The organism is Sorangium sp. So ce131 (assembly GCF_051519095.1).
Taxonomy (GTDB): domain Bacteria; phylum Myxococcota_A; class Polyangia; order Polyangiales; family Polyangiaceae; genus Sorangium.
Genome location: NZ_CP150455.1, coordinates 5,213,058 through 5,236,882, shown reverse-complemented (window position 1 = coordinate 5,236,882; position 23,825 = coordinate 5,213,058). Strand labels below are relative to the sequence as shown.

Here is a 23,825-nt window from a genome sequence, read left to right as displayed (position 1 = left end):
GGCGGTCTGGGGTCGGCTTCGCGCGCTAGACGACGAAGATCGACGATCCCGTCGTCCGGCGCGATTCGAGGTCGCGGTGCGCCTGCGCCGCGTCCTCCAGCCTGTAGCGCTGGTTGATCTCGATCCGGATGCGCCCCGCGGCGACGTGGCCGAACAGCTCGCCTGCGAGCTCGGCCTTCTCCGCGGGATCGGCGATGTAGTCGGCGAGCGCGGGGCGCGTGACGAACACCGATCCCTTGACTGCGAGCTCTGCCACGTCGAGCGGCGGCACCGGGCCCGAGGCCGTGCCCATGCACACGAGCAGCCCGCGCCGCCTCAGCGAGCCGAGCGAGCCGGCGAACGTGTCCCTGCCGATGCTGTCGTAGACGACCGACACGCCGGCTCCGCCCGTCAGCTCGCGCACGCGCCTCGCCACGTCCTCGCGGCCGGGATGGATGACATGGTCGCAGCCGTGGGCGCGGGCGATGTCCCCCTTGGCCTCGGTCGACACCGCGCCGATCACCGTGAGGCCGAGGAGCTTCGCCCACTGCGACACGATCAGGCCCACGCCGCCCGCCGCCGCGTGCACCAGGACGCTGTCGCCGGCCCTCAGAGGCCAGATGCGGCGCAGCAGGTAGGCCGCCGTCAGACCGCGCATCGTCATCGCCGCGGCGGTCTCGCAGCCGATGTTGTCAGGCAGCCGGATCAGCGGCGCCGCGGGCAGGATCCGCTCGGTGCAGTAGGCCCCGAGCGTGTCCAGGAAGCCGGTGTACGTCACCCGGTCGCCCGGCGCGACGTTCGTGACACCTTCGCCGACCGCCTCCACCACGCCAGCGGCCTCGACCCCGATGCCGGTGGGGAGCGGCACGGGGTAAAGCCCGGTGCGAAAGTACGTGTCGGCGAAGTTGAGCCCGACGGCGACGTGCCGGACCCGGACCTGGCCAGGACCCGGACTGCCGACGACGGCCTCCTCCCAGCGCAGGACCTCCGGCCCGCCGGTCCGGTGGAACCGGATTGCATGTGCCATGAAACTTCTCCCGATCTCCTGCAGGCGCTAGGCCGCCTCGCGCCGGGGTAGGCCGCGCTCGCCCGCCTTGCGATCGGGCGCGTAACCGAGCTTCGACAGGGTCTCCTCGGCGTCCCGGTACGTCTCGCCGATCTTGTAGATGCGGCGGGCCTCCCTGCCGTCCGCCACGTCGCGGCCGAGCTCGCGCGCGATCCGGACGAGCTGCTCGATCTGCTGCACGGAGGTCATGCGCTGCCCCTTGCGTCCCCAGAGCGTGTCCTCGATGCCGCAGCGGGTGTGCAGCCCCATCGCGATCGCCATCGTGTTGATCGGCAGCACGTTGCGCATGAGCGTCTCCAGCGTCAGGCAGGCGCCGTCGGGCACGCGGCGGACGAACTCCATCATGTTGTAGGGGCTCGGCCCGTCGAACCCGCCGCCGATGGCGACCCAGGTGATGTTGAGCGGCCCGGCGTAGCGGCCGCGGCGGATCAGGCGCTCCACGGTCTCGAGCTGGGGAACGTTGGCGAGCTGGAAGTGGGGCTGGATGCCCGCCGCCGTGAGCCGCCGGAGGTGCTCCTCGACCCAGGCGGGGCCGGCGGGCACGGTCATCTCGCGGTACGCCTCGTAGACCTCCGGCCGCGCGAACGAGCTGCCGGCATAGTCGTCCTCGGTCATCAGCTCGACGACGTTCATCTGGGTGGTGTTGATCGCGATCGTGACCTGGTCGGGCTTCGGCGAGAGCTCGGCCAGCATGTGGCGCGTATCGTCGCTCAGCCACTTGGCCTGCGCCCCTTCGCCCTCCGGGGAGAAGGAGATCGATCCGCCGACCTGCAGGATCATGTCGGGCACCACGTCGCGCAGCCGCGCCAGGAGCTCGTTGAACCTGGACAGCCGCTTGGAGCCCTTGCCGTCCGCCTCGCGCGCGTGCACGTGCAGCACGGTGGCGCCCGCGGAGTAACAATCCACCGCCTTCTGGACCTGTTCTTCCATCGTCACCGCAATGTCTCCGGGGAAATCGGCCGGCTCCCACTCCGGCCCGTACGGCGCCACCGTGATGACGAGCTTCTCCTGGTTCTCGGGGAGAAGCGAGCGATCCAGAAAGTTCATCGGTATTCCTTTCCTGGGGCCGTCGACTTCAGGGCACCGTCGAGCCAGGTCCAGCGGAGCGCCGGCGCGCAAGCGCGCTGCGCGGCGCTCCTATCGTCCCTGGTCCCCGGTCCCTCCCTGGTCCCCGGTCGCTCCGAACGCAAGGGTGCAGGCGGCGTAGGACCAAGGTCCCATGGCGCGGAGGGCCGTCGCGGCTGCACCCTGCGCGGGACATGCGCCACGAGACGCCGATCCTGGACGAAGAAGAGCGCACCAGCTCGACGGGCAGAGGGAGCCCGCCCCCGGCGAGCCCCGGGGACAGGCTCCCGGCCGCAGGCCGCTGGATCGCCGGCGGATCACCCGACCGCGGCGAACCTCGGCGGCCGCGCACGCCGCCGCCGGTGTATATTCCTCGCCAGCTTGCCATGAATCCGAGCGACCACCGGCTCATCGAGATGCACCTCCAGCACGGCGAGCGCCTTCTGGCCCGGTCCGAGGGCGGCGTGTCGGTCGACTGCGCGCCCCACCCTGCCCTGCCGCACGTCTACACCGTCGACCCAGGCAAGCTGGCCCCCGGCGAGCCGTTTCGGTACGTGGTGCGCCGCGCCGACGGCGCGGAGAGGACGGAGCGGTTCTTCGCCCACTCGCTCGATCAGGGCGGGCCGGTGGACGTGTGGGAGGGGATCCGGGCCGTCGACAACGCGTTTTACGCGACCGAGGTCAAGGAGCACTTCGAGCGCCGCGGGTTCGCCGTGGTCCGAGGCGTCCTGTCGGCGGACGTCGTGAGCGCCCTGCGCGGCGTCGTGAATCCCCTCATCGCCGACGTGTGGGAGAGGGACAGGGCCGCGCACCGGGACAAGATCAACCTGGAGAAGGTGCTGCTCCGCGTCCCTTATCTGCTCCAGGCCATGGCCGAGAAGCTGGGGCCGCTCCTCCAGCGCATCCTCGGGGACGAGGTGTTCCTCGAGTACGAGCAGGTCATGGTGGTGCGCGCGGGCTCCTCGTACGCCACCAAGCGCCACCGGGACGTCGACGGCGGCAAGGAAGCCTTCTCCGAGGCGTCCAGGCGCCACAAGGGCTCCGTGCACCTCTGGATACCCCTCGTCGACATCGACGAGACGCGGGCGTGTATGTACGTCGATCCGCTCGACGCGCCGGAGCGGACCCTCGAGATGACGATGCGGGCCGGCGACGCCCTGTTCCTGCACAACCACGTGTGGCACGGGAGCCGCGCCAACACCTCGGCGGTGGATCGCGCCTCCTGGCTCCTGAACTTCGCGCCGGCGCCGAGCCGCGATGAGAGCAACCCGGACGCCGACCTCAACCTCCCGATCCTGCGCGGCGGGCAGCCCGCCGATCTGAGCCCCGACGTGTGCTCGCGGCTCGTCCGGGAGAAACACACGTTCTTGAACCTCTTCGACGCGTTCTTCACGTACGATCCTTCCCGCCTGCGGATGGTCCACCCGGACAACCGCCGGGAGAGCCGCGAGCGCCCTGCGGTGTGACCGCGAGGCGAGCGCCCAGCGCGGCCGACCCGCCGATCACCTCGGCAACACGCGGATCACGCGCCGCGTGACCAAGCCCTATGGACAGCGCTGTATCGGCCGGAGTACAAGGGCGGCGCCGGACCGGCGAGCAGCGAACGGCGCGAGGTGGGGTACTTTGCACGATTCCCAGGGGAGCTCCGTGGTTGATCCGCAGGATTACCCCGAGCACCGCCTGGGGCTGCAGCGGGACGACGGGTTCCTCGAGGTCCGCTTCGAGCGGCACGATCGCACGTGGCCGGTGCACATCGAGCACCGCGTGCCGTGCCGCATGGACTTCCCGCGGCAGGCGCCGGGCGAACCGCTGCTCGGGGTGTTCGTCACGACCTCCGGCGGCATGGCCGGGGGCGATGTGCTCCGCGTCTCCGTCGAGGCGGGCCGCGGCGCCGCGGCCACGGTGACGAGCCAGGCCGCGGAGAAGATCTATCCCTCGCTCGGCGCTCCTTGCCGCCTGTCGCTCGATCTCCGCGTGGAGGAAGGCGCGGCGCTCGAGTGGCTGCCCCAGGAGACGATCCTGTTCAATAACGCGCGCCTCGAGCGGCGCGTCGCGCTCGACGTGGCGCCCGGCGGGAGCCTCCTGGCGCTGGATCTCGTCGTCTTCGGCCGGCTGGCCCGGGGCGAGCGCTTCGCGTCCGGCGCGCTGCACGACGCCTGGCGCGTCCGGCGCGGCGGGCGGCTCGCGTGGGCGGACGCGCTCGGCCTGTCCGGCGACATCGCCGCGCAGGTCGCGGACCCCGCGGGCTTCGGGGGCGCCACGGCGGCGGGGCTCGTGCTGCTCGTCGCCGACGACGCGGCGGCGTGGGTCGACGAGGCCCGGGCGCGGCTCGCGCGCGGAGCGTGCCGCGCGGGCGCCACGCTCGTCGGCGGGGTGCTCGTGGCCCGGGCGCTCGGCGCGGAGCCGGAGCACGTGCGGCGCGACCTCACCGATCTCGTCGCGTGGCTCAGGGCGGCGCGCTCCGGTCGTCCGGCGCGCATGCCTCGTTTCTGGTCGATCTGAGGAGGAGCCGATGAATCTCACCCCCCGCGAGAAGGACAAACTGCTGATCTCCGTGGCCGCGATGGTGGCGCGCCGGCGGCTGGAGCGCGGCGTCAAGCTCAACTACCCGGAGGCGGTCGCGCTCATCTCCGATTTCGTGCTCGAGGGCGCCCGCGACGGGGCGACCGTCGAGTCGCTGATGAGCAAAGGCGCGCGCGTGCTCTTCACGGATCAGGTGATGGAGGGCGTCGCCGAGATGATCCACGACGTCCAGGTCGAGGCGACGTTCCCCGACGGCACGAAGCTCGTCACGGTCCACAACCCGATCGGCCCGCGGCGCGCGCGGTCCTCCGATCCCCAGGGCGAGCCGCAGACGTAGAGGAGGCCTCATGATTCCCGGAGAGATCATCACCCCCGAGATCGCGGTCGACATCCAGCTCAACCAGGGCCGGCAGGCGATTGTGCTCGCCGTCGAGAACACCGGCGATCGGCCGATCCAGGTCGGCAGCCACTACCATTTCTACGAGGTGAACGAGGCGCTCGTCTTCGACCGCGAGAGGGCCCGCGGCATGCGGCTCGACATCCCGGCCGGCACGGCGAGGCGCTTCGAGCCGGGCGGCAGATACGAGGTGTACCTGGTGGCTTACGGCGGCGCCCGCGTCGTCGTGGGTTTTCAAGGGAAGATCAACGGGCCACTCTAGGAGACGCTGGCGATGCCTTATCCGATCCCTCATTCCAGCTACGCGAACCTGTACGGCCCGACCGTGGGCCACAAGGTGCGGCTCGCCGACACCGACCTCTTCATCGAGGTCGAGCAGGACCTCACCGCTTCCCACGGCTATGGCGAGGAGGTCACGTTCGGCGGCGGCAAGGCCATCCGCGACGGCATGGGCCAGTCGCAGCGGACGCGGGCCGAGGGCGCCGTCGACACGGTGATCGTCAACGCGCTCATCCTCGACCACTGGGGCATCGTCAAGGCGGACATCGGCCTCAGGGACGGCCGGATCGCCGCCATCGGCAAGGCCGGCAACCCCGACGTGCAGGACGGCGTGACCATCGTCATCGGCCCCGGCACGGAGATCATCGCGGGCGGCGGGAAGATCGTCACGGCCGGCGGCATCGACACGCACATCCATTTCATCTGCCCGCAGCTCGTCGAGGAGGCGCTCTGCTCGGGCCTGACCACGATGATGGGCGGGGGCACCGGGCCGGCGGCGGGCACGACCGCGACGACCTGTACGCCCGGGCCCTTCCACCTCCGGCGCATGCTCCAGGCCGCCGAGGCGCTGCCGATCAACATCGGCCTGTTCGGCAAGGGGAACACCAGCCTGCGCGCCGGCCTCATCGAGCAGATCGAGGCCGGCGCCTGCGGGCTGAAGCTCCACGAGGACTGGGGCAGCACGCCCGCGGCCATCGACAACTGCCTCGCGGTCGCCGACGACTACGACGTGCAGGTGGCGCTCCACTCCGACACCCTGAACGAGGGCGGCTTCGTGCAGGACACGATCCGGGCCTTCAAAGGGCGTACGATCCACGCGTTCCACACCGAGGGCGCGGGCGGCGGCCACGCGCCCGACGTCATCGCGCTGGTCGGGGAGCCCAACGTGCTCCCGTCGTCCACGAACCCGACCCGGCCCTACACGATCAACACGGTAGCGGAGCACAAGGACATGCTCATGGTCTGCCACCACCTCAACCCGAACATCGAGGAGGACGTCAAGTTCGCCGACAGCCGTATCCGGAAGGAGACGATCGCGGCCGAGGACATCCTCCACGACCTCGGGGCCATCTCCATGATGTCGAGCGACAGCCAGGCGATGGGGCGCGTCGGCGAGGTCATCCTGCGGACGTGGCAGACCGCCGACAAGATGAAGCGACAGCGCGGCAAGCTGCCGGAGGAGACCCGGGACAACGACAACTTCCGCGCCAAGCGGTACGTCGCCAAGTACACCATCAACCCGGCCATCGCCCAGGGCGTCAGCCGGCACATCGGCTCGGTCGAGGTCGGCAAGCTCGCCGATCTCGTGATCTGGTCGCCGGCGTTCTTCGGGGTCAAGCCGGACATGGTGATCAAGGGCGGCTCGATCGTCATGGCGCCGATGGGTGATCCCAACGCCGCCATCCCGACGCCGCAGCCCGTGCACTACCGGCCGATGTTCGGGGCGTATGGCCGGAACGCGATCGAGAGCTCGTTCCTGTTCGTCAGCCAGGCGTCGATCGCGCGCGGGATCGAGAAGACCGCAGGGCTGTCGCGGCCGCTCATCGCGGTGGAGAACACCCGGAAGGGGATCTCGAAGGCGAGCATGATCCACAACAGCGCCACGCCGCGCATCGAGGTCGACCCGGAGCACTACACGGTGAAGGCCGACGGCGTGGTGCTCACCTGCAAGCCGGCGGACGTGCTCCCCATGGCCCAGCGATACTTCCTGTACTGACATGCGACGCGCCATCGAGGTCGTTCCCCGCGGGAGCACTCCCGAGACCGCCGCCGAGGCGTCCGTGACGCTCGCCTACGACGACCGGCACCGCCGGCGGATCCGGCTCGCGACCGATCAAGGATGGGAGTTCCTGCTCGACCTTCCAGAGGCGACCGTGCTCGGCGACGGGGACGGGCTTCGCCTCGAGGACGGCGGCTGGATCGAGGTGCGCGCGGCGGACGAGGAGCTCGTCGCCGTCACCTGCCGCGACGTGAAGGATCTGCCCCGCATCGCCTGGCATATCGGGAACCGCCATATCCCGGCGGCGCTCGAGGGCGCGCGGATCCTGATCCGCGATGATCATGTGATCGTGGACATGGTCCGGGGGCTCGGCGCCGACGCGACGCCGCTGCGCGCCCCGTTCACGCCGGAGCGCGGCGCTTACGATCAGAAGGCGCCGCAGGGGCACGGGTATTCCCACGAGCATGGGCACGCCCATTCTCACGATCACGGGCATTCCCACGACCATGAGCATGGGCATTCCCATTCTCACGATCACGGGCATTCCCACGACCATGAGCATGGGCATTCCCACGACCACGAGCACGGGCATTCCCACGAGCACGGGCACTCCCACGAGCACGGGCACTCCCACGAGCATGGCCCTTCCCACGACCACGACCCTTCCCACGGCCATGTGCACGATCGCGAGGGCGGACGCGGGTGAGCGCCGTCGCAGAGGGAGCCCTCTACCGCCTGCTGAGCTGGATGTCGCCGGCCTACCCGGTCGGCGGGTTCAGCTACAGCCACGGGCTGGAGTGGGCGGTCGAGGCCGGTCTGGTCACGACCGCCGAGCAGCTCCGGGCCTGGGTCGCGACGATCCTCGGCGAGGGCTCCGGCCGGGTCGACGCGGCGCTGCTCGCGGCCGCCTACCGCGCCAAGCAGGACCAGGAGCTCGACGAGGTGGCCGAGCTCGCGGCGGCGCTCCGGGGCACCCGCGAGCTCGCGCTGGAGAGCGCGCAGCAGGGCGCCGCGTTCCTCACCATCACCCGCGCCGCCTGGCCGCACCCTCGCCTCGACGCCTTCGCGGAGCGCCACGCGGGCGAGGCGGCGCTGCCGGTCGCCGTCGGGCTCGCCGCGGCCGCGCACGGCGTGCCGCTCGAGCCGGCGCTGGCGGCGTACTTGCACGCCTTCGGCTCCGGCCTGGTCTCGGCGGGCATCCGGCTGATCCCGCTCGGCCAGACCGACGGCCAGCGGGTCGTCGCGGCGCTCGAGCCGGTCATCGCCGCCGCCGCGCGGCGCGCCCGCGAGACCCCGCTCGACCACATCGGCGCCGCGACGCCGATGGTCGATCTCTCGTCGATGCAACACGAAACCCAACACACGAGGTTATTCCGCTCATGACAACCAGCACCCACGGTCCCCTCCGGGTCGGTATCGGCGGGCCGGTCGGCTCCGGCAAGACGGCGCTCGTCGATCGCCTCTGCAAGCGCATGCGCGACGAGTGGCGCGTCGCCGTCGTCACCAACGACATCTACACGAAGGAAGACGCGGAGTTCCTGACCCGCTCGGGCGCGCTCAGCCCCGAGCGCATCGTCGGCGTCGAGACCGGCGGCTGCCCCCACACGGCGATCCGCGAGGACGCCTCCATCAACCTGGCGGCCGTCCGGGAGATCGCGCAGCGGCTCGCCCCGCTCGACCTCGTGTTCGTCGAGTCCGGCGGAGACAACCTGGCCGCGACCTTCTCGCCGGAGCTCGCCGACCTGACCCTCTACGTCATCGACGTGTCCGCCGGCGACAAGATCCCGCGCAAGGGCGGCCCGGGCATCACGCGCTCGGACCTGCTCATCATCAACAAGATCGACCTCGCGCCCATGGTCGGCGCGAGCCTCGAGGTGATGGACCGGGACGCCAGGAAGATGCGGGGCGACAGGCCGTTCCTCTTCACCAACCTGAAGGAGAACAAGGGGGTCGAGGAGATCGCCGCCTTCATCGTGAAGAAGGGCGGCCTCGACGCCAGAAATAGCGCCGCGGCAGGTGGATGAAGGGTCATCGCCGCTCAGTGGCGCGTCCTGAGCAGCTCGCGCTCGGCGGGCACGCCTCGCGCGCCCGTCGCGCGGTTGCCGCGGGGGACGCGCGCGCTCCGCGGCGCCGGGCGGAGGTCGACCGGACGCGCGGCCTGCGCGGAGAGGGGGCGCGGCGCGGCCGCGGGGTCGGGGGCCTCCTCGGGCGCGGGGACGGCGGCCCGCACCGCCGCGGCGTCAGCTGGTGTCGCCGCGGGGCGTGGGCTCGCCTGGGCTGCGATGCGCGCCTGCGCGGCGCGAACGATGGAGGCGGCGCGCGCGTCGACGCTCGACGCCCGCAGCGCGGCGGGCACGTCCGCCTGCGGCCGCAGCGCGCCGGTCGATAACACGGCGCCAAGCGCTACGACGAGGCCGGCCGCGAGGCCCAGCTTGCCCCGGCGCGCCGGTTCGGCTCGCGCCGGCGCACCCGACGTGCCGACCGCGGCCTTGTAGGCGGCGACCATGGCCTCGATCGAGGGAAACCGCTCCGCCGGATTCAGGGCGAAGGCGCGCGCGAACCAGGCCGAGACCGCCGGCGGCGCCTCCGGGTACAGCGCCGACCGCGGCGATTGCGCTCGGGCCAGGATCGAGGCGAGCACGTCGCTCATGGTGCGGCCCGGGAAGGGCAGCCGGCCGGTGAGCGCCTCGTACGAGACGACCGCGAGCGCCCATAGGTCCGAGTGCGGGCTGGTGTCCCCGTCGCATGTGTGCTCCGGGCTCAGGTACGCCGGCGTGCCCAGCACCACGCCGTCGGCGGTTCGACGGGGGAAGTCGGCCGGCAGCTCCTTTCGGATCCACTTGGCGATGCCGAAGTCCGCGACCTTGGCGCGCACCTCACCGTTGTGCTCCTCCTCCAGCAGCACGTTCGTCGGCTTGACGTCGCGGTGCACGATGCCAAGGCCGTGCGCGACCGAGAGGGCCTCTCCGATCTGGCCGAGGAGCGGGGCGAGCTCCGCCGGGGATATCGGCCCCCGCTCCTGCATCAGCTGCCTCAGGGACCGACCTCGGACGTAGCCCATGACGAGGTACGGACCCACGGCAGGATCGTTGCCGACGTCGCGCACGGCGACGATGTAGTCCGTCTTCTGCGCCAGCTGCGCCGCGACCTGGGCCTCGAACCGGAAGCGCTCCAGGGCGGTGCCAGCCTGGCTCTCGCACTGGACCGCGAGGAGCTTGAGCGCGACGTCGACCCGCAGAGCCCCGTCGTGCGCGAGCCACACCTCGCCCATGGCGCCGCGTCCGACCAGCCGCAAGAGCTTGTACCGCCCGGCGACGAGCTGGTTGCGCCGCGGGTCCTGCGCCACGTCGCCCCGCCCGGCTGCAGAAGAAGCGGGACCGGCGTCGCCGGAGCGGCTGGAGCGCGCCGCAACGGCACGCGCGCTGTCCACCATCTGCAGATCGGCGTCAACTCGTCCACCGGAAGCCGATGTTTGCCACACGAGCAGTACCCTCCGTGCCGTCGCCGTGCCCAAGCTCATTGACGCGCTGATGCGCCAACGCTCCTGGACACCGAGACCGGGGCATGTCGGTTACGATACCACCGGGAGGGCTGAAGTGAAATCAGGAACGATGGAAGCGCCTCGCTCGGGAGTCGCCGGATTCACCCTAAGGTGCGCAAGGGTGGTGGATCCGCGCCAAAGCGGCGCCCTCGCCCAGGTCAGAATATGATCTCGATGGCGTCCGCCGACCTGTTCGCCGGCCGTCGTGGGCGACCTGAGGTTATTTCCGTCGGGATCGAGCACGACCTCAGCGTCGCAGCACGACCTCAGCGTCGCAGCCAGGGCGGTACGGGCGCTGGCTGGGAGCGCCGTGGTCCTCGCCGCGGAACGGCGTCCTGTCCGAAGAGGCGGAAACGGCAAAGCGGCCATCGGGCGTCACCGCAACGTCGGTCACCGTGGCGGTAGGGACTTCGATGATGCGAACGACCTGTCCGGTCGAGACCTCCCACACCGTGAGCTTGTCCCGATACGCTGAGATGGCAAGACGGCCATCCGGCGTCACCGCAACGAAGTCCACTGCCCCCTCATACACGCGATATCCAGCCGTTTTTTCCGGAGAACCGAATTCGACGTATTTCCCGGTCGACAGCACCCACATGCTGAGGGTTCCCTGCCTGGAGGCGAGGATGAAGCGTCCATCGGGTGTCACTGCTACGCCAGCATCTTGCCGTCCCGCAGATCCTCGAGCACCGCGTACGCCCCCCGCGCCGCGGCCTCCTCGTGCAGCCGCCCGATGTCCCATAACGCCGCGGTCAGCCGCCCCGCGCACGCGTCTGCGAACGCCTCGCCATCCGCGATCGTCGCTTCGGCAAACTCCCGCACCAGCGGGTGCAAGCGGATCGCCTCGGCCGTCAGCTCTTCCGGCCCTCTGGAGAGGCGTCGCCGCCGAAGCACGCGCAGAGCACGACGAGGCGCAGCTTGCCCCGGTGGGGCTCGAGCAGCGGTCGGTGGTGGCGAGGGACCGGTACGAGCGTGGTCGCCAGGGTGACAGGGCGGCTGCCGGATGGGGTGGCGCTCCGCCTTGTCGAGGCGCAGCGCTGCCGGGTGTTCGCTTGGGGCTTCGTGGCCGAGGGGCGGGCCGTGCGGCGACAGGTCGGGCGGCGGGCCCGGCGGGTCGTGCCTCGCGGCCGGCCGGCGCGGCTACAGCTCGTCCCTCACCCCGCGTGCGGCGCGCTCACGTGCGCGCCCCTCGTCGAGCCAGCACCGCGCGTACACGAAGAGCGCGAAGGGAAGCGCGAGGCGCGCTAGGTCCCCCCACGAGTAGCCGGGCGCCTCAGACGGCGTGGTCAGTGCGGCAGCGATCAGCGCGCCGCCGGACGCGAAAATCCCTATCGTTCGCGGGATTTTGGACATAGGTCACCGGTCAGAGAAAGGCGCACATGATCGAGAGGCCCGCGAAGCCTGTGTCCGACCAGTTCTGGCAGCGCTTCAGGTCGCGCTGATTGCGAGCTCTCGGGCAGATCGCGCGGCTGGCGACCAGGCTGGACCCCAGCACGAAGATGCCGCACCCGAGGCCGAGCGGGCTCCACGGCTGCTGAACCGACCCGATCGGCTCCGCCCCCTCCGAGGCAGGTACAGCGCTCTGCTCCGGGGCGGCGGCGCCGCCGCTGAGCACCGAGGCGCAGGCGACGTCAGCGTAGGCGCTCGGCTCGATCGGGCTGAAGATGCGGATCACCTCGTCGGGGTGGTCCGCGCAGGTTGCCGCGAGCTCGGGCCGCCCGGCCTCGAGGATCTGGGGGATCACGCTCTCGGCCGTCGTGGCTTCGTCGAGGCTCACCTCGAAGCTCCGCAGCGCTGGGGGGACGTCCTCCGCGCCCCCGCCTCCCGCTTCGCTCGGTTCGTCTGGTACCCCGCAGGCAGGCGCCCCCATGAGCGCGGCCAGGGTCAGGCCGATCCTGGTGTGCATGGTCCACCTCCACGCGACGCACTCCGTCGCGTGCGGGACTTTGTTGCCAGCGGCATGCCAGGGCCGCCAAAACCAGCGCGCGCGTGAGCTCAGGGCAGGGTGAAGTCGTCGAACTTGTCCCCCTGGCCGAGGTCGTCCAGGCCATCGCCAAGAACGAAGGCCGCTACCCGAGCGACGTCCTGCGCGAGATCGCTGCGATGGCGAAAGGCTCCAGGGTCCAGACGCGATCCGTGATGCCCGCCGCCATGGCGGCGGTGATTCGCATGTTGCGCGGGATGTGGCAGAGGTTCGTGTAGACGTAGTGCAGCGCGACGGCGGCGCAGTGCCGCCCGACCCAGGAGTGCTGCTCGTCTAGGTCTACGAGCGGGCACGTGAGCTCGCGCACGAGGCGGTCATTCAGCCAGGGTGAGACGATGCGGCGGACGCGCCGTAGCGCGCGTAGCCAACGCGCCGCATCAACCGGCCGCACCGCTCCGCGAGGACCTCTTGAGCGACGCCGAGGCCCTCGCCCGCCGCGGCCTGCTCGACGCGGAGACGGTCGCGGAGATCCGCGCCGGCCAGGGGCACATCGACACCGCGAACGACCTCGTCGCGCTCTCGGCGCTCTTCGGCGCGAGCTGGCCCGAGATCGCCGGCAAGACGGCCGCGACCGAGGAGGAGGTGAAGCGCGCCGGCGAGATCGGGCCGCAGCTGCTCGCCGCCCTCGGCGTGCGCGAGCACGGCAAGGGGCCCGGGCCGACCGAGGCCGCGGACAAGCGGGCGCGCGCGTTCGCGCTGCTCGTGCACGCCTACGACCAGACCCGCCGCGCCGTCGCCTACCTGCGCTGGAACGAGGGAGACGCCGAGACCATCGCGCCGTCGCTCTACAAGGGCCGCGGCGGCCGCACGGCGTCGTCCAGCGACGCGGACGCCCCCCCGGAGGACACCGCCGCGCCACCCGGCGCCGCCTTGCCGGCACCTGCGCCTGCTTCCGACGCAGCGCCCGTCGCTGCGCCGGCCGGCGCGGGGGCGCTGCCGGCCCCCGGTGCAGCGCTTGACGGTGCGCCGCTCGCGGGGGCGCCCACCGGCTAGTCCTGGCCGCACGAAGCGCGGTCGGTGCTGCGCGCTCGGCTACCTCGACTTGTTGAAGATGTGAAGATCCCCCTCCCCTCCCCGCGCTGCCTCTGAGCTCCCATCGAAGAGCGCTGGAGAGGCCGAACAGATCGAGATCCCGTCGCCGCGGGGACACACGTCCGGCGGCCATCGCCGCGGGGACACACGTCCGGCGCCCGTCGCCGCGGGGACACACGTCCGGCGGTGTCCGCCTGCCCGCGGCGGGCGAGCGCGACCTTCGTCTCGACGCCGACGTCGGCCCGGCGTGGCTCGCCTCGGCGCGCGGCGCTAGCCCCTGCGTGGCCGCCGCGGCGGCGCGAGGAGGGACACCGATGTTCGTGCTGATCTCGATCGACCTGGAGGGATGCGCGGGGGTGGTGCACGTCGACCAGACGCGCCGGGGAGGCGGCGACTACGAGCGCGCGCGGGCGTGGATGAGCCGCGAGGCGAACGCCGCCGCGCTCGGCGCGTTCGACGCCGGGGCCACGCGGGTCGTCGTCAACGACAGCCACGGGGACATGCGCAACCTCCTCTTCGAGGAGCTGGATCCGCGCGTCGAGGTGATCTCGGGCGCGCTGAAGCCGCTGTCGATGGTGCAGGGGCTGGACGCCGGCCAGCCCGACGCGGCGTTCTTCGTCGGGTATCACGGGGGCGCGGGCCTGCGCGCGAGCGTGCTCGATCACACCTACTACGGCGCGGTGGTGGGCGAGATCCGGCTGCACCCCGCGCAGAGCGCGGCAGACGATCCCGGGCTGTGGGTCGATGAGGCGGCCATCAACGCGCTCGTCGTGGGCGAGGCGGGGGTGCCCGTGGCGCTGGTCACGGGGGACGAGGCCGTGACCGCCCACGCGAGCGAGCGGTTCCCGGGCGTAACGACCGTGGCGGTGAAGCAGTCGATCACACGCTACAGCGCGCGGTCGATCCACCCCGACGAGGCCTGCCGGCGCATCCGGGCCGCCGCGAGCGAGGCCCTGCGGGGGCTCGCTCGCGTGAAGCCCTACACGCTCCCGCTGCCGATCGGCGTGACGGTCTCGCTGCTCGCGACCGCATATGCCGACGCGGCGGAGCTCGTCCCCGGCGTGGTCCGCCTGGACTCGCGCCGCGTGCGCTACGTCGCCCCGAGCGCGCGCGAGCTGCTCCGCGCCGTCCTCGCCATCACGAAGATCGCCGGCACGGCGGTGGTCTGAGGAGCGACGTCCAGGATGCCCCCTCGACGTATACACACCCCGTGTGTATACTGTCGCCATGCAGCACGCCCCGCTCGCGCGTCGTCTCCGTCACGTCCGCGCGCCCTCCCCGCTCCACTTCCCGGAAGAGGCCGTCGTGCCGGAGACCAAGCGCCACCTCGAGATCAGGACCCTGCTCTACCTCGTGCTGAAGACCTTCGCGGATCGCGCGGCGATCGGGTCCGATCAGTTCGTCTACTGGGCCGCGTCCGACCCGAGCCGGTGCCTGGCGCCGGACGCCTTCGTCCGGCTCGGCACCCCGGACACGCCGTTCGGCTCCTGGAAGACGTGGGAGCGCGGTGCCCCTGAGCTCGCCGTCGAGATCGTGAGCGAGCACGACGCGGATCCGCAGACCTGGGCCGACAAGCTCCGCAAGTACCACGATCTCGGCGTGCTGGAGCTCGTCGCGTTCGACCCCGAGGCCGCGCCCGGGGAGCGGCTGCGGGTCTGGGATCGCATCGACGGCGACCTGGTCGAGCGCGTCGTCGAGGGGGAGCGCAGCCCGTGCGCCGTGCTCGGGCTGCACTGGGTCGTCGTCCCGGCCGGAGGCCACCCGGCAGCGCTCCGCCTCGCCCGCACCTCGGACGGGGCGGAGCTCGTCCTCACCCCCGAGGAGGCCGAGCGACGGCGCGCGGAGACCGAGCAGGCCGCCCGGGCGACGGCGGAGCGGCGCATCGCCGAGCTCGAGGCCGAGCTGCGCCGGCGAGGCGGCTGACGCGTGGGCATCCACCGGGTCAACTTCACGATCTCCGACGAGGCCGACAAGCTCCTCGACGAACTCGCCGCCGAGGACGCCCTGGGCCGCCGCCCCAACCGCTCCGCCACGCTCGAGCGGCTCATCGTCGAGGAGCGCGACCGCCGCCGCCGGCGGAAGACGCGGCAGGAGGCGGAGGGGCCGCCGCGCCGGTGAAGGCGGCCGGCCGTCAGCTCGCGCTTCAGCCGCTGGCGACGAACCGCACCCGCTCCACCCCCTCGATCTCGACAGGGCCGACCGACCACCTGCTGCCCGTGCTGGCGAAGATCGTCTGCGACGAGCCGCCGCGGCTCGTGGACCTGCGGCGGGCTCGCGGCTGGAGCCTCGTAACGAGAGCTGGCGCTCGGAAGCGCGCTGGCGAATGCGTATTGCGGTGGACGCCGGCGCGGCGAATCCGATAGCCTTTTCTATCGTAGGGTCCCCCCTGCCCCGGCCCGCGATTGCACGCGGCGCCGCCGGCATCGAAACACGCATCGAGCGGGAGGAGACAATGAGAAATTATACTGCGTTCGCGTTCGTGGGAATCGTCGGTGTGCTCGTCCCCACATCGCCGCCGGTCATCGGGCTCGGCACCGCCGGGGTGCATGACGGCGCGCGTCATCATGTCATCGAGGTGCAGTCGCCGGAAGGCCACGACGGCTTTCTCGGCAGGGTGATGAGCGGTTCCGTTCCGGTGGCCATCGGATGCCTTCTGAACGGAGCGAGCTGTCAGAAAGAGGTCGCGGGGCGCATCCCGGCGGAGATCGAGTAGAACCGGTCTGCAGCGGTGGACGACGGCGCTGCGCGCCTGCACGAACGCGGGCTGCGCGGCCGACCGAGAACCGGTGTAAAAGCAGCTCGTGACGTACCCGCCTCCCGCCGCGTCGGCGCCGCTCGAGCTTGGTTTTGCCGCGCTGGCGCTGCTGGTCGCCGCCCTCTTCGTGTGGGGGGCGGCGCGCGGGAGCGCCGCCGCGGGGGCGGCGCCGTCTCGCCGCGCGGCCGCGGCGGCGGCGGCGGGGGTCGCCCTGTGGATGGGGGCGACGTGGGCGCTCGCGGCGAGCGGGACGCTCGCGCGCTTCGATCTGCGGCCGCCGCCGATGGCGCTGATGTTCGCGGTCGTGATGGCCGGCGGGCTCTCGCTCGGCCTCTCGCCGCTCGGGCGGCGCTTCGCGCTCGGCCTGCCGCTCGCGGCGCTCGTGGGCGCGCAGGCGTTCCGCTTCCCGCTCGAGCTGCTGATGCACCGCGCGGCCGCCGAGGGGGTGATGCCGGCGGAGATGTCTTATTCAGGCCTCAACCTCGACATCCTGACCGGCGCCAGCGCGCTCGTGCTGGCGCCGCTCATCGCGTTACGCCGCGTCCCGCTCTGGGTCGCCGCGGCGTGGAACGCGCTCGGGATCGTGCTGCTCTCCGTGATCGCGGCGGTGGCGGTGCTGTCGTCCCCGATGGTTCGAGCGTTCGGCGATGACCCGGGCCACGTGAACACCTGGGTCTGCTACCCGCCGTTCGTCTGGTTGCCCGCGGTGATGGTCATGGCGGCCCTGTTCGGTCACGTCGTCGTCGCGCGGCGGCTGCGCGCGGAGCGCCGCGACGGCGAGCGCTCCGACGGCGCCGCGGCGCCTGGGCCGCGTTAGGCGGATGCCTGGACGCGCGTTTCTCTCGATCTGGTACACTGCGGGCAGAAAGAGCTGGTGCGCGAGGACGTCCCGCATCCTCCACGTGACCTTCGGTCGCGCTCAGCATCGAGGGCTCATGCCACCTTCCCAGACAATCTCCTCTTCGCGCGCAGCGGCCGGCGCAGGCCTGCGGGCGCGCGCGCTGGCGTTCTTTCTTCTCCCGGCGCTCGCCGCCGCCGTCTCCACGTGCGGAGCCCGGAGCGACATCCTCGAGGAGGCCGGCGCCGAGGAGGTCGGCGCCGTGTGTGTGCCTGCGCCGGAGGCCTGTGACGGCGTTGACAACGATTGCGATCGGATCGTCGATGAAGGGTGCGCCTGCGTGGAGGGGCAAGAGCGGAGCTGCTACTCGGGCCCGCAGGGCACCCAGGGCGTCGGGGCGTGCAAGGCCGGCGTGCAGGTCTGCTCGCGGGGCGCCTGGGGCCCGTGCACGGGCGAGACGGCGCCGGCGCCCGAGGTGTGCGACCTCGTGGACAACGATTGCAACGGGCAGACCGACGAGAGCACGTGCCCCGAGGGAACGGTCTGCGCGGCGACCCTCGCCGCGGACATGATCTCGCCGCCGGAGGGGTGGTTCTTCAACGGGACCGCCTTCTGGGATCGGGCGGCGCGGACCGGCGTGCTCACCGAGTCCGATAACCTGCAGGCCGGCACCATCGTCTACCGGAACCCCATCGCCGCCGACGCCTTCACCGCGACGTTCGAGTTCCGCCTCGGCAGCGGCGACGGCGTGGGCTTCATGCTCCAGACGACGGGCGAGGCGATCGTGGGCGAGCCCGGCGGCGGCCTCGGCATGGCCGGGCTCGAGGGCTACGGCGTCGAGCTCGACACCTACAACAACTTCGACTGCGCAGACTGGAACAGCAACCACGTGGGCGTGGACGACCTCGCCCGGCCCTGCAGGGCGGGTGTCCTCAGCTCGCTGAGCCAGGTGGAGAGCAGCGTCGCGCTCGGCGACGGCGCGTTCCATACGGCCCGGGTCATTTTCGATCAGGGCGAGGTGAACGTGAGCATCGACGGCGAGCCCCACATCCAGGGATTCGCCATCAGCGGCTTTCCCGTCGGATCGAGCTTCTTCTATGGCTTCGCCGCCGGCACGGGAGATGCCGTTGCGCGCCAGGAGATCCGGAATGTGACGATCACCTTCCCCTCCCCGCGCTGCCTCTGATCCAGCGGGATCTGCGCGGCGCCCTGGCGCGCGCTTTCAAGAGACGGCCGCTCATACCGAGCATGACCTTCCGGAGCGATGACGCGGCTTGATCCTGCCCGCGCTTCCTCATTCACCCTCGTCCACCCGGAGCGCGGCGCCGGGGCAAACGGCGACCGCTTCCCGGACCGCCGCGTGCTCCTCCTTCGGCGGTTCGGCGTCGAGCACGATCACGATCCCGTCCTCCCGCTGATCGAAGACCTTCGGCGCGACCATCACGCACTGGCCCGCGCCGCAGCATTTCTCGTACTCCACGACCACCTTGAGCTTCGAGCTCGTTTCCATTCGTCCCTCCGCTTCCGTTTCACGTCGTCGCGGTCACCGGAGCCGTCCAGAGCCCCACCAGCGCGTCCACGAGCCCCACCGCCGCCGCCTCCCACGTGGCCCGCGGCGTGGCGCTCCCCGCTTGCAGCGCGCGCTCCCGCTCCGCGCACATGTGCACGATGAGGTGCCGGCTCATGTCGCCGCGCTCCTCCAGCACTTCCTCGGGCCAGATCGGCCTGAGCCGCTCGAGCCCCGCGATGGTCTCCTGCATGGCCGGCGTGGCGACCATCTCGTCGATCACCAGCTTGCGCAGCGCAGGGTCCGTCATGACCTGCGCGGAGAAACGCGCGTACCAGCTCGGGCTGCCGAGCGAGGCGATATGGTCGACGGTCGGCCGCACGAGGCACGCCAGCCAGTCGCGCAGGTCCGACGAACCCTTGATCTGCGCGAGCATCTCCTCGCGCCGCCGCTCGATGAACGGCACATGCCGCCGCACGATCGCGAGCACCAGATCGCTCTTGGTGCCGAAGTGATAACCGACCGCGAAATTGTTCGCCTGGCCGGCCGCCTCGCTCACCTGGCGGTTCGAGACCGCCGCCACCCCGTGCTCGGCGAAGAGCCGCTCCGCCGCGTCCAGGATGACCTCTCTCGTATCGCTGCCCTGCGCATGCCTCACCCTCGATCCGGCCATGTTCACCAGCGTACCAGGAGCTCCTCGATCCCGCCGACGAGCAGACCCTCGCGGCGCGGCAGATCCTCGGGCGCGACCGCGAGATCGAGCGACGGCAGGCGGCGCAGGAGCACGCTCAGCACCGTCTGCAGCTCGGTCCGCGCGAGCGCCTGACCGACGCAGGAGTGGCCGCCTGCGCCGAACGCGAGGTGCGGGTTCGGCGAGCGGTTCAGCACCATGTCGTCGGCCCGCTCGAAGGCCTGCTCGTCCCGGTTGGCCGCGGCCATGCTGCAGATGACCGTCGTGCGGCTCGGCACCTTCGTGCCCGAGAGCTCGATGTCCTCGGTGATGAAGCGCGGCAGCCCGAAGCCGGCATTGGCGTCGAAGCGCAGCACCTCCTCCACCGCGGTGCGGACGAGGGAGGGCTCGGCGACGAGCTGCTCCCAGCGCTTCCGGTCCGACAGCAGCATGGCGACCATCTTGCCGATCATGTTCGAGGTGGTCTCGTGCCCGGCCACCAGGATGCCTTGCGCCGTCATCAAGAGGATCTTCTCGTTGATCTGCTCTCCCTGGTCGGCGGCCCTGATCAGATCGCTGAGCAGGTCGTCCCCGGGCTGCGCGCGCTTCTTCGCGATGTGGCCCATCAGGTAATGGACGAACTCCGCCTGGGCCCTGTCGACCTCCGCCTGGGTGAACTGCGACAGGGTGAGCATCGCGTTGGACCAGTGAGCGAGCCTGTCGCGGTCATCCACGGAGACGCCGAGGATCTCGGCGATCACCCAGACCGGCAAGGGAAAGGCGAGCTCGCTCACGAGGTCGGCGGGCGGCCCCTTCGCGACCATCTTGTCGATGAGCTGATGGGCCATCGCCTCGATGCTCCGCTGCATGGCGGAGATGCGCTTGACGGTGAACCACCGGCTGATGAAGCGCCGCCACTTCTCGTGCTGCTCGCCGCCCGAGATCTCGGCCGCGGCCTCGCTCTCGAAGGCGCTGCCCCCCTCGTTCGTCGTGAGCCTCGCCGCGCCCTCCTGGCTCAAGTTGCGGGTGAACCGCGGATCCGAGAGCACCTGACGCACGTCGTCATAACGCGTGACCAGCACCGCGTTGTCCCCGCTCGGCAGCCGGACATGGGCGACCGGACACCCCTTCCGGAGCCTCGCCCACTCCTCCGGCGGCTCGACCGCCGTGGGGGCGCGGAACGGATACTCCAGGACCTGCTCGCTGCTGTCAGTGCTCATCAAGACCTCCTGCGACAGTTCTAAGGCAACCGACTTACAAGTCAAGTGACTTAAGTCGGGGCCGTGAAGCGCCGGCGCGGAGGGGCAACCGGGGGTGGGCGCCGCTCAGGGGACGTCGTCAGGGGTGGTGGATGTGGGAGGAGGCAGGTATGAGCTGTCAGGCCGCAGCCAGCGCGCTGACCATGACGTAATAGCCATCAGGATCGCGGAGCGCGAACTCTCTGGTCCCGGTGCTGGGGTTCAAGGACGGCTCCTCCTCCAGTTGAGAGACGAGCGCGCGGGCCCGGAGCAGCGTCTCGTCGAAGTCATCCACCCGGAAGAACAAGAGCAGCCCGTTGCCAGGTTGAGCGTGGTCGGGACTGCTCAACGGCGGGTGTTCGTGGGCCCCCCACCGGTGGAGGCAAAGCAAGACCGTTCCGTCCGTGTCCAGGATCTGCCCGAAGTAATCATGGGCGGGAGCCGTCTCCGGTTGCCCGAACAGCGACTGATACCATCTGAAGCTTCGAGCAACATCAGCAACACCAAGGATTGTCCATGTGCGCTTCATCGGCTTCTCCTGCGGACCAACGTCGAACCAGCTGTGCTGCACGACGTGTGCTCGCGTCTTCGCATGCAGGCTGCGAACCGTGGCGTCCTATCCCCGACTTCTGCCGCCTCCACGCATCGTGAATAGCGTATCCGACGGCTGCCCCAGCGTGTCAAGGAGCCGAGCGGGGTTCGCGCATTGTGGGTGCAGCCGCCCTCAACCCGAGTGATCTGCGCTGAGAGAGAGCACCGCCAGCCCCGCAGGGAGGCCGGCCTCGTGCGCCCGCAGACCCGCGGCGGCCGGCGGCCGGCCTGCAGCGATTCGAGGTGCTCGATCAGGCCCTCGCGATCGCCCGCCGTGGTCGCCACGCTCGCGGCCCCTGAGCCGCGACGTCGACCTCGAGGATCCACGCTGGCTAGTGGAGGCAGGTACTGAGGAGCACGCTCACGTCGTTGCTGTACCGGTTCCCGACGGCAAGGTCGGTCCTGCCGTCGCCGTTCAGGTCCGCCGCTGCGATCGAGCTGGGTTGCACGCCCGCAGGGTAGTTGATCCGGGCGGAGAAGAGGCCGGCACCCTGGTTGAAGAACACGCTCACGCTGTTGCTGTCCCAGTTCGTGACGGCGAGATCGTGCATGCCGTCGCCGTCCAGGTCCGCCGCCGCGACCGAGGTGGGGTTCGCGTCGGCGGCGTAGTAGGCCGCAGCGGCGAACGCGCCGTCGCCCAGGTTGAGCAGCACGCTCACGTTGTTTTGGACCTGGTCCGCGACGGCGAGATCGGGCGCGCCGTCGCCGCTCAGATCCGCCGCCGCGACCCACACGGGGCGCGAGGTCGCGAGATAGTTGACGGGAACGGCGAGCGTGCCGTCGCCCAGGTTCAGCAGCACGCTCACGTCGCCGTCGATGTTGTTCGCGACGGCGAGGTCGAGCGCGCCGTCGCCGTTCAGGTCCGCCGCTGCGACCGAGCTGGCTGCGCGGCCCGCAGAGTAGTTGACCGGGGCGGCGAAGCTCCCGTCGCCGAGGTTGAACAGCACGTCGAGGTTGTTCTCGAGCCTCAGGCTGGCGACGGCGAGATCCGGCATGTCGTCGCCGTTCAAGTCCGCCGCCGCGACCGAGGTGGGGTTCGTTACCACGCGATGGCTCACCGCAGGGGCGAAGGTGCCATTGCCCAGGTTGAGCAGCATGCTCACGCTGGCGCTGTTGAGGTTCGTGACCGCGAGGTCGGGCAGGCCGTCGCCGTCCAGATCCGCCGCAGCGACCGAGGTGGGGTCCACGCCCGTGCGGTAGTTGACCGCAGGGGCGAAGGCGCCGTCGCCCAGGTTGAGCAGCACGCTCACGTTGTCGCTGTCCTGGTTCGCGACGGCGAGGTCGGCCAGGCCGTCGCCGTCCAGGTCCGCCGCCGCGACCGAGGCGGGCTGCGAGCCCGCGCGGGTGACCGGGGCGACGAAGGCGCCGTCGCCCAGGTTGAGCAGCACGCTCACGTTGCCGCCATTGACGTTGGTGGCGGCGAGGTCGGCCAGGCCGTCGCCGTCCAGGTCCGCCGCAGCGATCGAGGTCGGGTTTCGGCCTGCAGCATGGTGGGCGGCCGCGGAGAAGGTGCCGTCACCCAGGTTGAGCAGCACGCTCACGTTGCTGCGGGTGTAGTTCGCGACGGCGAGATCGGGCAGGCCGTCGCCGTTCACGTCCGCCGCCGTGACCGAGCGGGTCCCCGTGTCTGTGTCGTATCGGACGGGGGCGGCGAAGGTGCCGTCGCCCAGGTTGAGCAGCACGCTCACGTTGCTGGACGCCTCGTTTGCGACGGCGAGGTCGGCCAGGCCGTCGCCGTCCAGGTCCGCCGCAGCGACCGAGCCGGCGAGCCCGCCCGCCGGGTGGTAGACAGGGGCGGCGAAGGTGCCGTCGCCCAGGTTGAGCAGCACGCCCACGCGGGTTTCGTTCCAGTCTGTGACGGCGAGGTCGAGCATGCCGTCGCCGTCCAGGTCCGCCGCCGCGACCGAGATGGGGCTCGGGCTCGCAGCGTAGTTGACCTGGGCGGCGAAGGTGCCGCCGCCCAGGTTGAGCAGCACGCTCACGTTGCTGGACGCCTCGTTCGCGACGGCGAGATCGGTCAGGCCGTCGCCGTTCACGTCCGCCGCCGCGACCGAGGTGGGAGCCCCCCTGGCCGCGTAGTTGACCGGTGCGGCGAAGGTTCCATCACCCAGGTTGAGCAGCACGCTCACATCGTTGCTGCCGCCGTTCGCGACGGCGAGGTCAGGCTGGCCGTCGCCGTTCACGTCCGCCGCCGCGATCGAGCGAGGGCGCAAGCCAGCGGCATAGTCGACCGCAACGGCGAAGGTGCCGTCGCCCAGGTTGAGGAGCACGCTCACATCGTCGCTGCCGCTGTTCGCGACGGCGAGGTCAGGCTGGCCGTCGCCGTTCAGATCGCCGGCCGCCACGGCCGTCGGGAGGGAGCCCGCCAACGGGTGCGGCGGCCCGGGCAGCCCGAGCGCCCCGATACACGTGGACGGGACACACGCGCCCGCGGCGCAGAGCGTCCCCGCGGTGCACGTGTGCCCGCACTTACCGCAGTTCGCCGGATCCGTCGCGGTGTCGACGCACAGGTCGCCGCACCGGGTCAGGTCGGGTGTGCAGGTCGACATCCCCCCACCGCTCGACGTTCCAGAGGCCTCGCCGCCGCCGCCGCTCGACGCTCCAGAGGCTCCACCGCCCGACGTTCCGGAGGCCCCGCCG

At 71.2% G+C, this 23,825-nt stretch carries 27 protein-coding genes; 15 read left to right on the top strand and 12 right to left on the bottom strand.

Translation table 11 applies throughout. The features are described 5' to 3' along the window. Positions 1 to 25 precede the first annotated feature (25 nt). Both WMF43_RS18855 and WMF43_RS18850 read right to left on the bottom strand, forming a co-directional pair. Positions 26 to 1,006, bottom strand: a complete 981-nt coding sequence (locus WMF43_RS18855) for a quinone oxidoreductase family protein (protein WP_437681976.1) — start codon at positions 1,004 to 1,006, stop codon at positions 26 to 28. A 27-nt stretch (positions 1,007 to 1,033) separates the two neighbouring features. Beyond that, positions 1,034 to 2,092, bottom strand: coding sequence for a 3-keto-5-aminohexanoate cleavage protein (locus WMF43_RS18850; protein ID WP_437681974.1), 1,059 nt, complete (start codon positions 2,090 to 2,092; stop codon positions 1,034 to 1,036). 404 nt (positions 2,093 to 2,496) lie between these two features. Here WMF43_RS18850 and WMF43_RS18845 point away from each other — a divergent pair, with 404 nt between their 5' ends. From WMF43_RS18845 to ureG, 8 genes are all read left to right on the top strand, one after another. Next, positions 2,497 to 3,576, top strand: a complete 1,080-nt coding sequence (locus WMF43_RS18845) for a phytanoyl-CoA dioxygenase family protein (RefSeq protein ID WP_437681972.1) — start codon at positions 2,497 to 2,499, stop codon at positions 3,574 to 3,576. 181 nt (positions 3,577 to 3,757) lie between these two features. Then, the gene (locus tag WMF43_RS18840) at positions 3,758 to 4,612 is read left to right on the top strand and encodes an urease accessory protein UreD (RefSeq protein ID WP_437681970.1); all 855 of its coding nucleotides are present in this window, start codon (positions 3,758 to 3,760) and stop codon (positions 4,610 to 4,612) included. Between the two features lie 10 nt (positions 4,613 to 4,622). After that, entirely contained in the window at positions 4,623 to 4,970 is a 348-nt protein-coding gene (locus WMF43_RS18835) for an urease subunit gamma (protein WP_437681968.1), read from the top strand. 10 nt (positions 4,971 to 4,980) lie between these two features. Then, entirely contained in the window at positions 4,981 to 5,292 is a 312-nt protein-coding gene (locus WMF43_RS18830) for an urease subunit beta (protein WP_437681966.1), read from the top strand. A 12-nt stretch (positions 5,293 to 5,304) separates the two neighbouring features. Next, positions 5,305 to 7,026: an urease subunit alpha gene (gene ureC / locus WMF43_RS18825; RefSeq protein WP_437681965.1), complete on the top strand. Its 1,722-nt coding sequence runs from the start codon at positions 5,305 to 5,307 to the stop codon at positions 7,024 to 7,026. Between the two features lies 1 nt (position 7,027). Further along, complete coding sequence (locus tag WMF43_RS18820) at positions 7,028 to 7,735, top strand: urease accessory protein UreE (protein ID WP_437681963.1); 708 nt, start codon at positions 7,028 to 7,030, stop codon at positions 7,733 to 7,735. After that, on the top strand, positions 7,732 to 8,412 hold the full coding sequence (locus WMF43_RS18815; RefSeq protein ID WP_437681961.1) for an urease accessory protein UreF: 681 nt from the start codon (positions 7,732 to 7,734) through the stop codon (positions 8,410 to 8,412). The genes WMF43_RS18820 and WMF43_RS18815 overlap by 4 nt, the downstream gene beginning before the upstream one ends. After that, positions 8,409 to 9,053, top strand: a complete 645-nt coding sequence (ureG, locus tag WMF43_RS18810) for an urease accessory protein UreG (RefSeq protein WP_437681959.1) — start codon at positions 8,409 to 8,411, stop codon at positions 9,051 to 9,053. Before WMF43_RS18815 ends, ureG begins: the two co-directional genes overlap by 4 nt. 14 nt (positions 9,054 to 9,067) lie before the next feature. On the opposite strand, the gene WMF43_RS18805 is transcribed toward ureG, so the two are convergent. The 5 genes from WMF43_RS18805 to WMF43_RS18785 form a co-directional block, all read right to left on the bottom strand. Next, on the bottom strand, positions 9,068 to 10,375 hold the full coding sequence (locus WMF43_RS18805) for a serine/threonine-protein kinase (protein ID WP_437681957.1): 1,308 nt from the start codon (positions 10,373 to 10,375) through the stop codon (positions 9,068 to 9,070). 442 nt (positions 10,376 to 10,817) lie between these two features. After that, on the bottom strand, positions 10,818 to 11,219 hold the full coding sequence (locus tag WMF43_RS18800) for a WD40 repeat domain-containing protein (RefSeq protein ID WP_437681955.1): 402 nt from the start codon (positions 11,217 to 11,219) through the stop codon (positions 10,818 to 10,820). Positions 11,220 to 11,221: 2 nt separating this feature from the next. Next, positions 11,222 to 11,404 carry a hypothetical protein gene (locus WMF43_RS18795; RefSeq protein ID WP_437681953.1) on the bottom strand — a complete coding sequence of 61 codons (183 nt, stop codon included), beginning with the start codon at positions 11,402 to 11,404 and terminating at the stop codon, positions 11,222 to 11,224. Between the two features lie 529 nt (positions 11,405 to 11,933). After that, positions 11,934 to 12,476 (bottom strand): hypothetical protein, encoded by a 543-nt coding sequence (locus WMF43_RS18790; protein ID WP_437681951.1) that lies wholly within the window; start codon positions 12,474 to 12,476, stop codon positions 11,934 to 11,936. 163 nt (positions 12,477 to 12,639) lie between these two features. Further along, positions 12,640 to 12,861 (bottom strand): hypothetical protein, encoded by a 222-nt coding sequence (locus WMF43_RS18785; RefSeq protein WP_437681949.1) that lies wholly within the window; start codon positions 12,859 to 12,861, stop codon positions 12,640 to 12,642. 101 nt (positions 12,862 to 12,962) lie between these two features. On the opposite strand from WMF43_RS18785, the gene WMF43_RS18780 reads away from it, so the two are divergent. The 7 genes from WMF43_RS18780 (at position 12,963) to WMF43_RS18750 (ending at position 18,365) form a co-directional block, all read left to right on the top strand. Continuing rightward, positions 12,963 to 13,547 (top strand): hypothetical protein, encoded by a 585-nt coding sequence (locus WMF43_RS18780; RefSeq protein ID WP_437681947.1) that lies wholly within the window; start codon positions 12,963 to 12,965, stop codon positions 13,545 to 13,547. Positions 13,548 to 13,900: 353 nt separating this feature from the next. Further along, positions 13,901 to 14,755: a M55 family metallopeptidase gene (locus WMF43_RS18775; RefSeq protein ID WP_437681945.1), complete on the top strand. Its 855-nt coding sequence runs from the start codon at positions 13,901 to 13,903 to the stop codon at positions 14,753 to 14,755. Positions 14,756 to 14,813: 58 nt separating this feature from the next. Further along, positions 14,814 to 15,509 carry a Uma2 family endonuclease gene (locus WMF43_RS18770; protein ID WP_437681943.1) on the top strand — a complete coding sequence of 232 codons (696 nt, stop codon included), beginning with the start codon at positions 14,814 to 14,816 and terminating at the stop codon, positions 15,507 to 15,509. Positions 15,510 to 15,512: 3 nt separating this feature from the next. After that, positions 15,513 to 15,704, top strand: a complete 192-nt coding sequence (locus tag WMF43_RS18765) for a hypothetical protein (protein ID WP_437681941.1) — start codon at positions 15,513 to 15,515, stop codon at positions 15,702 to 15,704. 205 nt (positions 15,705 to 15,909) lie between these two features. Beyond that, positions 15,910 to 16,299 (top strand): hypothetical protein, encoded by a 390-nt coding sequence (locus WMF43_RS18760; RefSeq protein ID WP_437681939.1) that lies wholly within the window; start codon positions 15,910 to 15,912, stop codon positions 16,297 to 16,299. 88 nt (positions 16,300 to 16,387) lie between these two features. Continuing rightward, positions 16,388 to 17,158: a hypothetical protein gene (locus WMF43_RS18755; RefSeq protein ID WP_437681937.1), complete on the top strand. Its 771-nt coding sequence runs from the start codon at positions 16,388 to 16,390 to the stop codon at positions 17,156 to 17,158. Between the two features lie 118 nt (positions 17,159 to 17,276). Then, complete coding sequence (locus WMF43_RS18750; RefSeq protein ID WP_437681935.1) at positions 17,277 to 18,365, top strand: L-type lectin-domain containing protein; 1,089 nt, start codon at positions 17,277 to 17,279, stop codon at positions 18,363 to 18,365. Between the two features lie 108 nt (positions 18,366 to 18,473). Here WMF43_RS18750 and WMF43_RS18745 read toward each other — a convergent pair whose 3' ends face one another. The 5 genes from WMF43_RS18745 to WMF43_RS18725 all read right to left on the bottom strand — a co-directional run bounded on the left by WMF43_RS18745 (position 18,474) and on the right by WMF43_RS18725 (position 23,734). Further along, on the bottom strand, positions 18,474 to 18,689 hold the full coding sequence (locus WMF43_RS18745) for a ferredoxin (RefSeq protein WP_437681933.1): 216 nt from the start codon (positions 18,687 to 18,689) through the stop codon (positions 18,474 to 18,476). Between the two features lie 19 nt (positions 18,690 to 18,708). Then, on the bottom strand, positions 18,709 to 19,359 hold the full coding sequence (locus WMF43_RS18740; protein ID WP_437681931.1) for a TetR/AcrR family transcriptional regulator: 651 nt from the start codon (positions 19,357 to 19,359) through the stop codon (positions 18,709 to 18,711). Between the two features lie 2 nt (positions 19,360 to 19,361). After that, the gene (locus WMF43_RS18735; RefSeq protein WP_437681929.1) at positions 19,362 to 20,576 is read right to left on the bottom strand and encodes a cytochrome P450; all 1,215 of its coding nucleotides are present in this window, start codon (positions 20,574 to 20,576) and stop codon (positions 19,362 to 19,364) included. Between the two features lie 157 nt (positions 20,577 to 20,733). Continuing rightward, on the bottom strand, positions 20,734 to 21,123 hold the full coding sequence (locus WMF43_RS18730; RefSeq protein WP_437681927.1) for a VOC family protein: 390 nt from the start codon (positions 21,121 to 21,123) through the stop codon (positions 20,734 to 20,736). Positions 21,124 to 21,517: 394 nt separating this feature from the next. Next, positions 21,518 to 23,734, bottom strand: a complete 2,217-nt coding sequence (locus WMF43_RS18725; protein WP_437681925.1) for an FG-GAP-like repeat-containing protein — start codon at positions 23,732 to 23,734, stop codon at positions 21,518 to 21,520. Between the last annotated feature and the right edge of the window lie 91 nt (positions 23,735 to 23,825).

What these genes read in the sequence shown, in the direction of transcription:
- WMF43_RS18855 (WP_437681976.1), bottom strand. Translation starts at nt 1,006, where the DNA reads ATGGCACATGCAATCCGGTTCCACCGGACCGGCGGGCCGGAGGTCCTG.
- WMF43_RS18850 (WP_437681974.1), bottom strand. Translation starts at nt 2,092, where the DNA reads ATGAACTTTCTGGATCGCTCGCTTCTCCCCGAGAACCAGGAGAAGCTC.
- WMF43_RS18845 (WP_437681972.1), top strand. Translation starts at nt 2,497, where the DNA reads ATGAATCCGAGCGACCACCGGCTCATCGAGATGCACCTCCAGCACGGC.
- WMF43_RS18835 (WP_437681968.1), top strand. Translation starts at nt 4,623, where the DNA reads ATGAATCTCACCCCCCGCGAGAAGGACAAACTGCTGATCTCCGTGGCC.
- WMF43_RS18830 (WP_437681966.1), top strand. Translation starts at nt 4,981, where the DNA reads ATGATTCCCGGAGAGATCATCACCCCCGAGATCGCGGTCGACATCCAG.
- ureC (WP_437681965.1), top strand. Translation starts at nt 5,305, where the DNA reads ATGCCTTATCCGATCCCTCATTCCAGCTACGCGAACCTGTACGGCCCG.
- WMF43_RS18820 (WP_437681963.1), top strand. Translation starts at nt 7,028, where the DNA reads ATGCGACGCGCCATCGAGGTCGTTCCCCGCGGGAGCACTCCCGAGACC.
- ureG (WP_437681959.1), top strand. Translation starts at nt 8,409, where the DNA reads ATGACAACCAGCACCCACGGTCCCCTCCGGGTCGGTATCGGCGGGCCG.
- WMF43_RS18790 (WP_437681951.1), bottom strand. Translation starts at nt 12,476, where the DNA reads ATGCACACCAGGATCGGCCTGACCCTGGCCGCGCTCATGGGGGCGCCT.
- WMF43_RS18775 (WP_437681945.1), top strand. Translation starts at nt 13,901, where the DNA reads ATGTTCGTGCTGATCTCGATCGACCTGGAGGGATGCGCGGGGGTGGTG.
- WMF43_RS18770 (WP_437681943.1), top strand. Translation starts at nt 14,814, where the DNA reads ATGCAGCACGCCCCGCTCGCGCGTCGTCTCCGTCACGTCCGCGCGCCC.
- WMF43_RS18760 (WP_437681939.1), top strand. Translation starts at nt 15,910, where the DNA reads ATGCGTATTGCGGTGGACGCCGGCGCGGCGAATCCGATAGCCTTTTCT.
- WMF43_RS18750 (WP_437681935.1), top strand. Translation starts at nt 17,277, where the DNA reads ATGCCACCTTCCCAGACAATCTCCTCTTCGCGCGCAGCGGCCGGCGCA.
- WMF43_RS18745 (WP_437681933.1), bottom strand. Translation starts at nt 18,689, where the DNA reads ATGGAAACGAGCTCGAAGCTCAAGGTGGTCGTGGAGTACGAGAAATGC.
- WMF43_RS18740 (WP_437681931.1), bottom strand. Translation starts at nt 19,359, where the DNA reads ATGGCCGGATCGAGGGTGAGGCATGCGCAGGGCAGCGATACGAGAGAG.
- WMF43_RS18735 (WP_437681929.1), bottom strand. Translation starts at nt 20,576, where the DNA reads ATGAGCACTGACAGCAGCGAGCAGGTCCTGGAGTATCCGTTCCGCGCC.
- WMF43_RS18730 (WP_437681927.1), bottom strand. Translation starts at nt 21,123, where the DNA reads ATGAAGCGCACATGGACAATCCTTGGTGTTGCTGATGTTGCTCGAAGC.
- WMF43_RS18725 (WP_437681925.1), bottom strand. Translation starts at nt 23,734, where the DNA reads ATGTCGACCTGCACACCCGACCTGACCCGGTGCGGCGACCTGTGCGTC.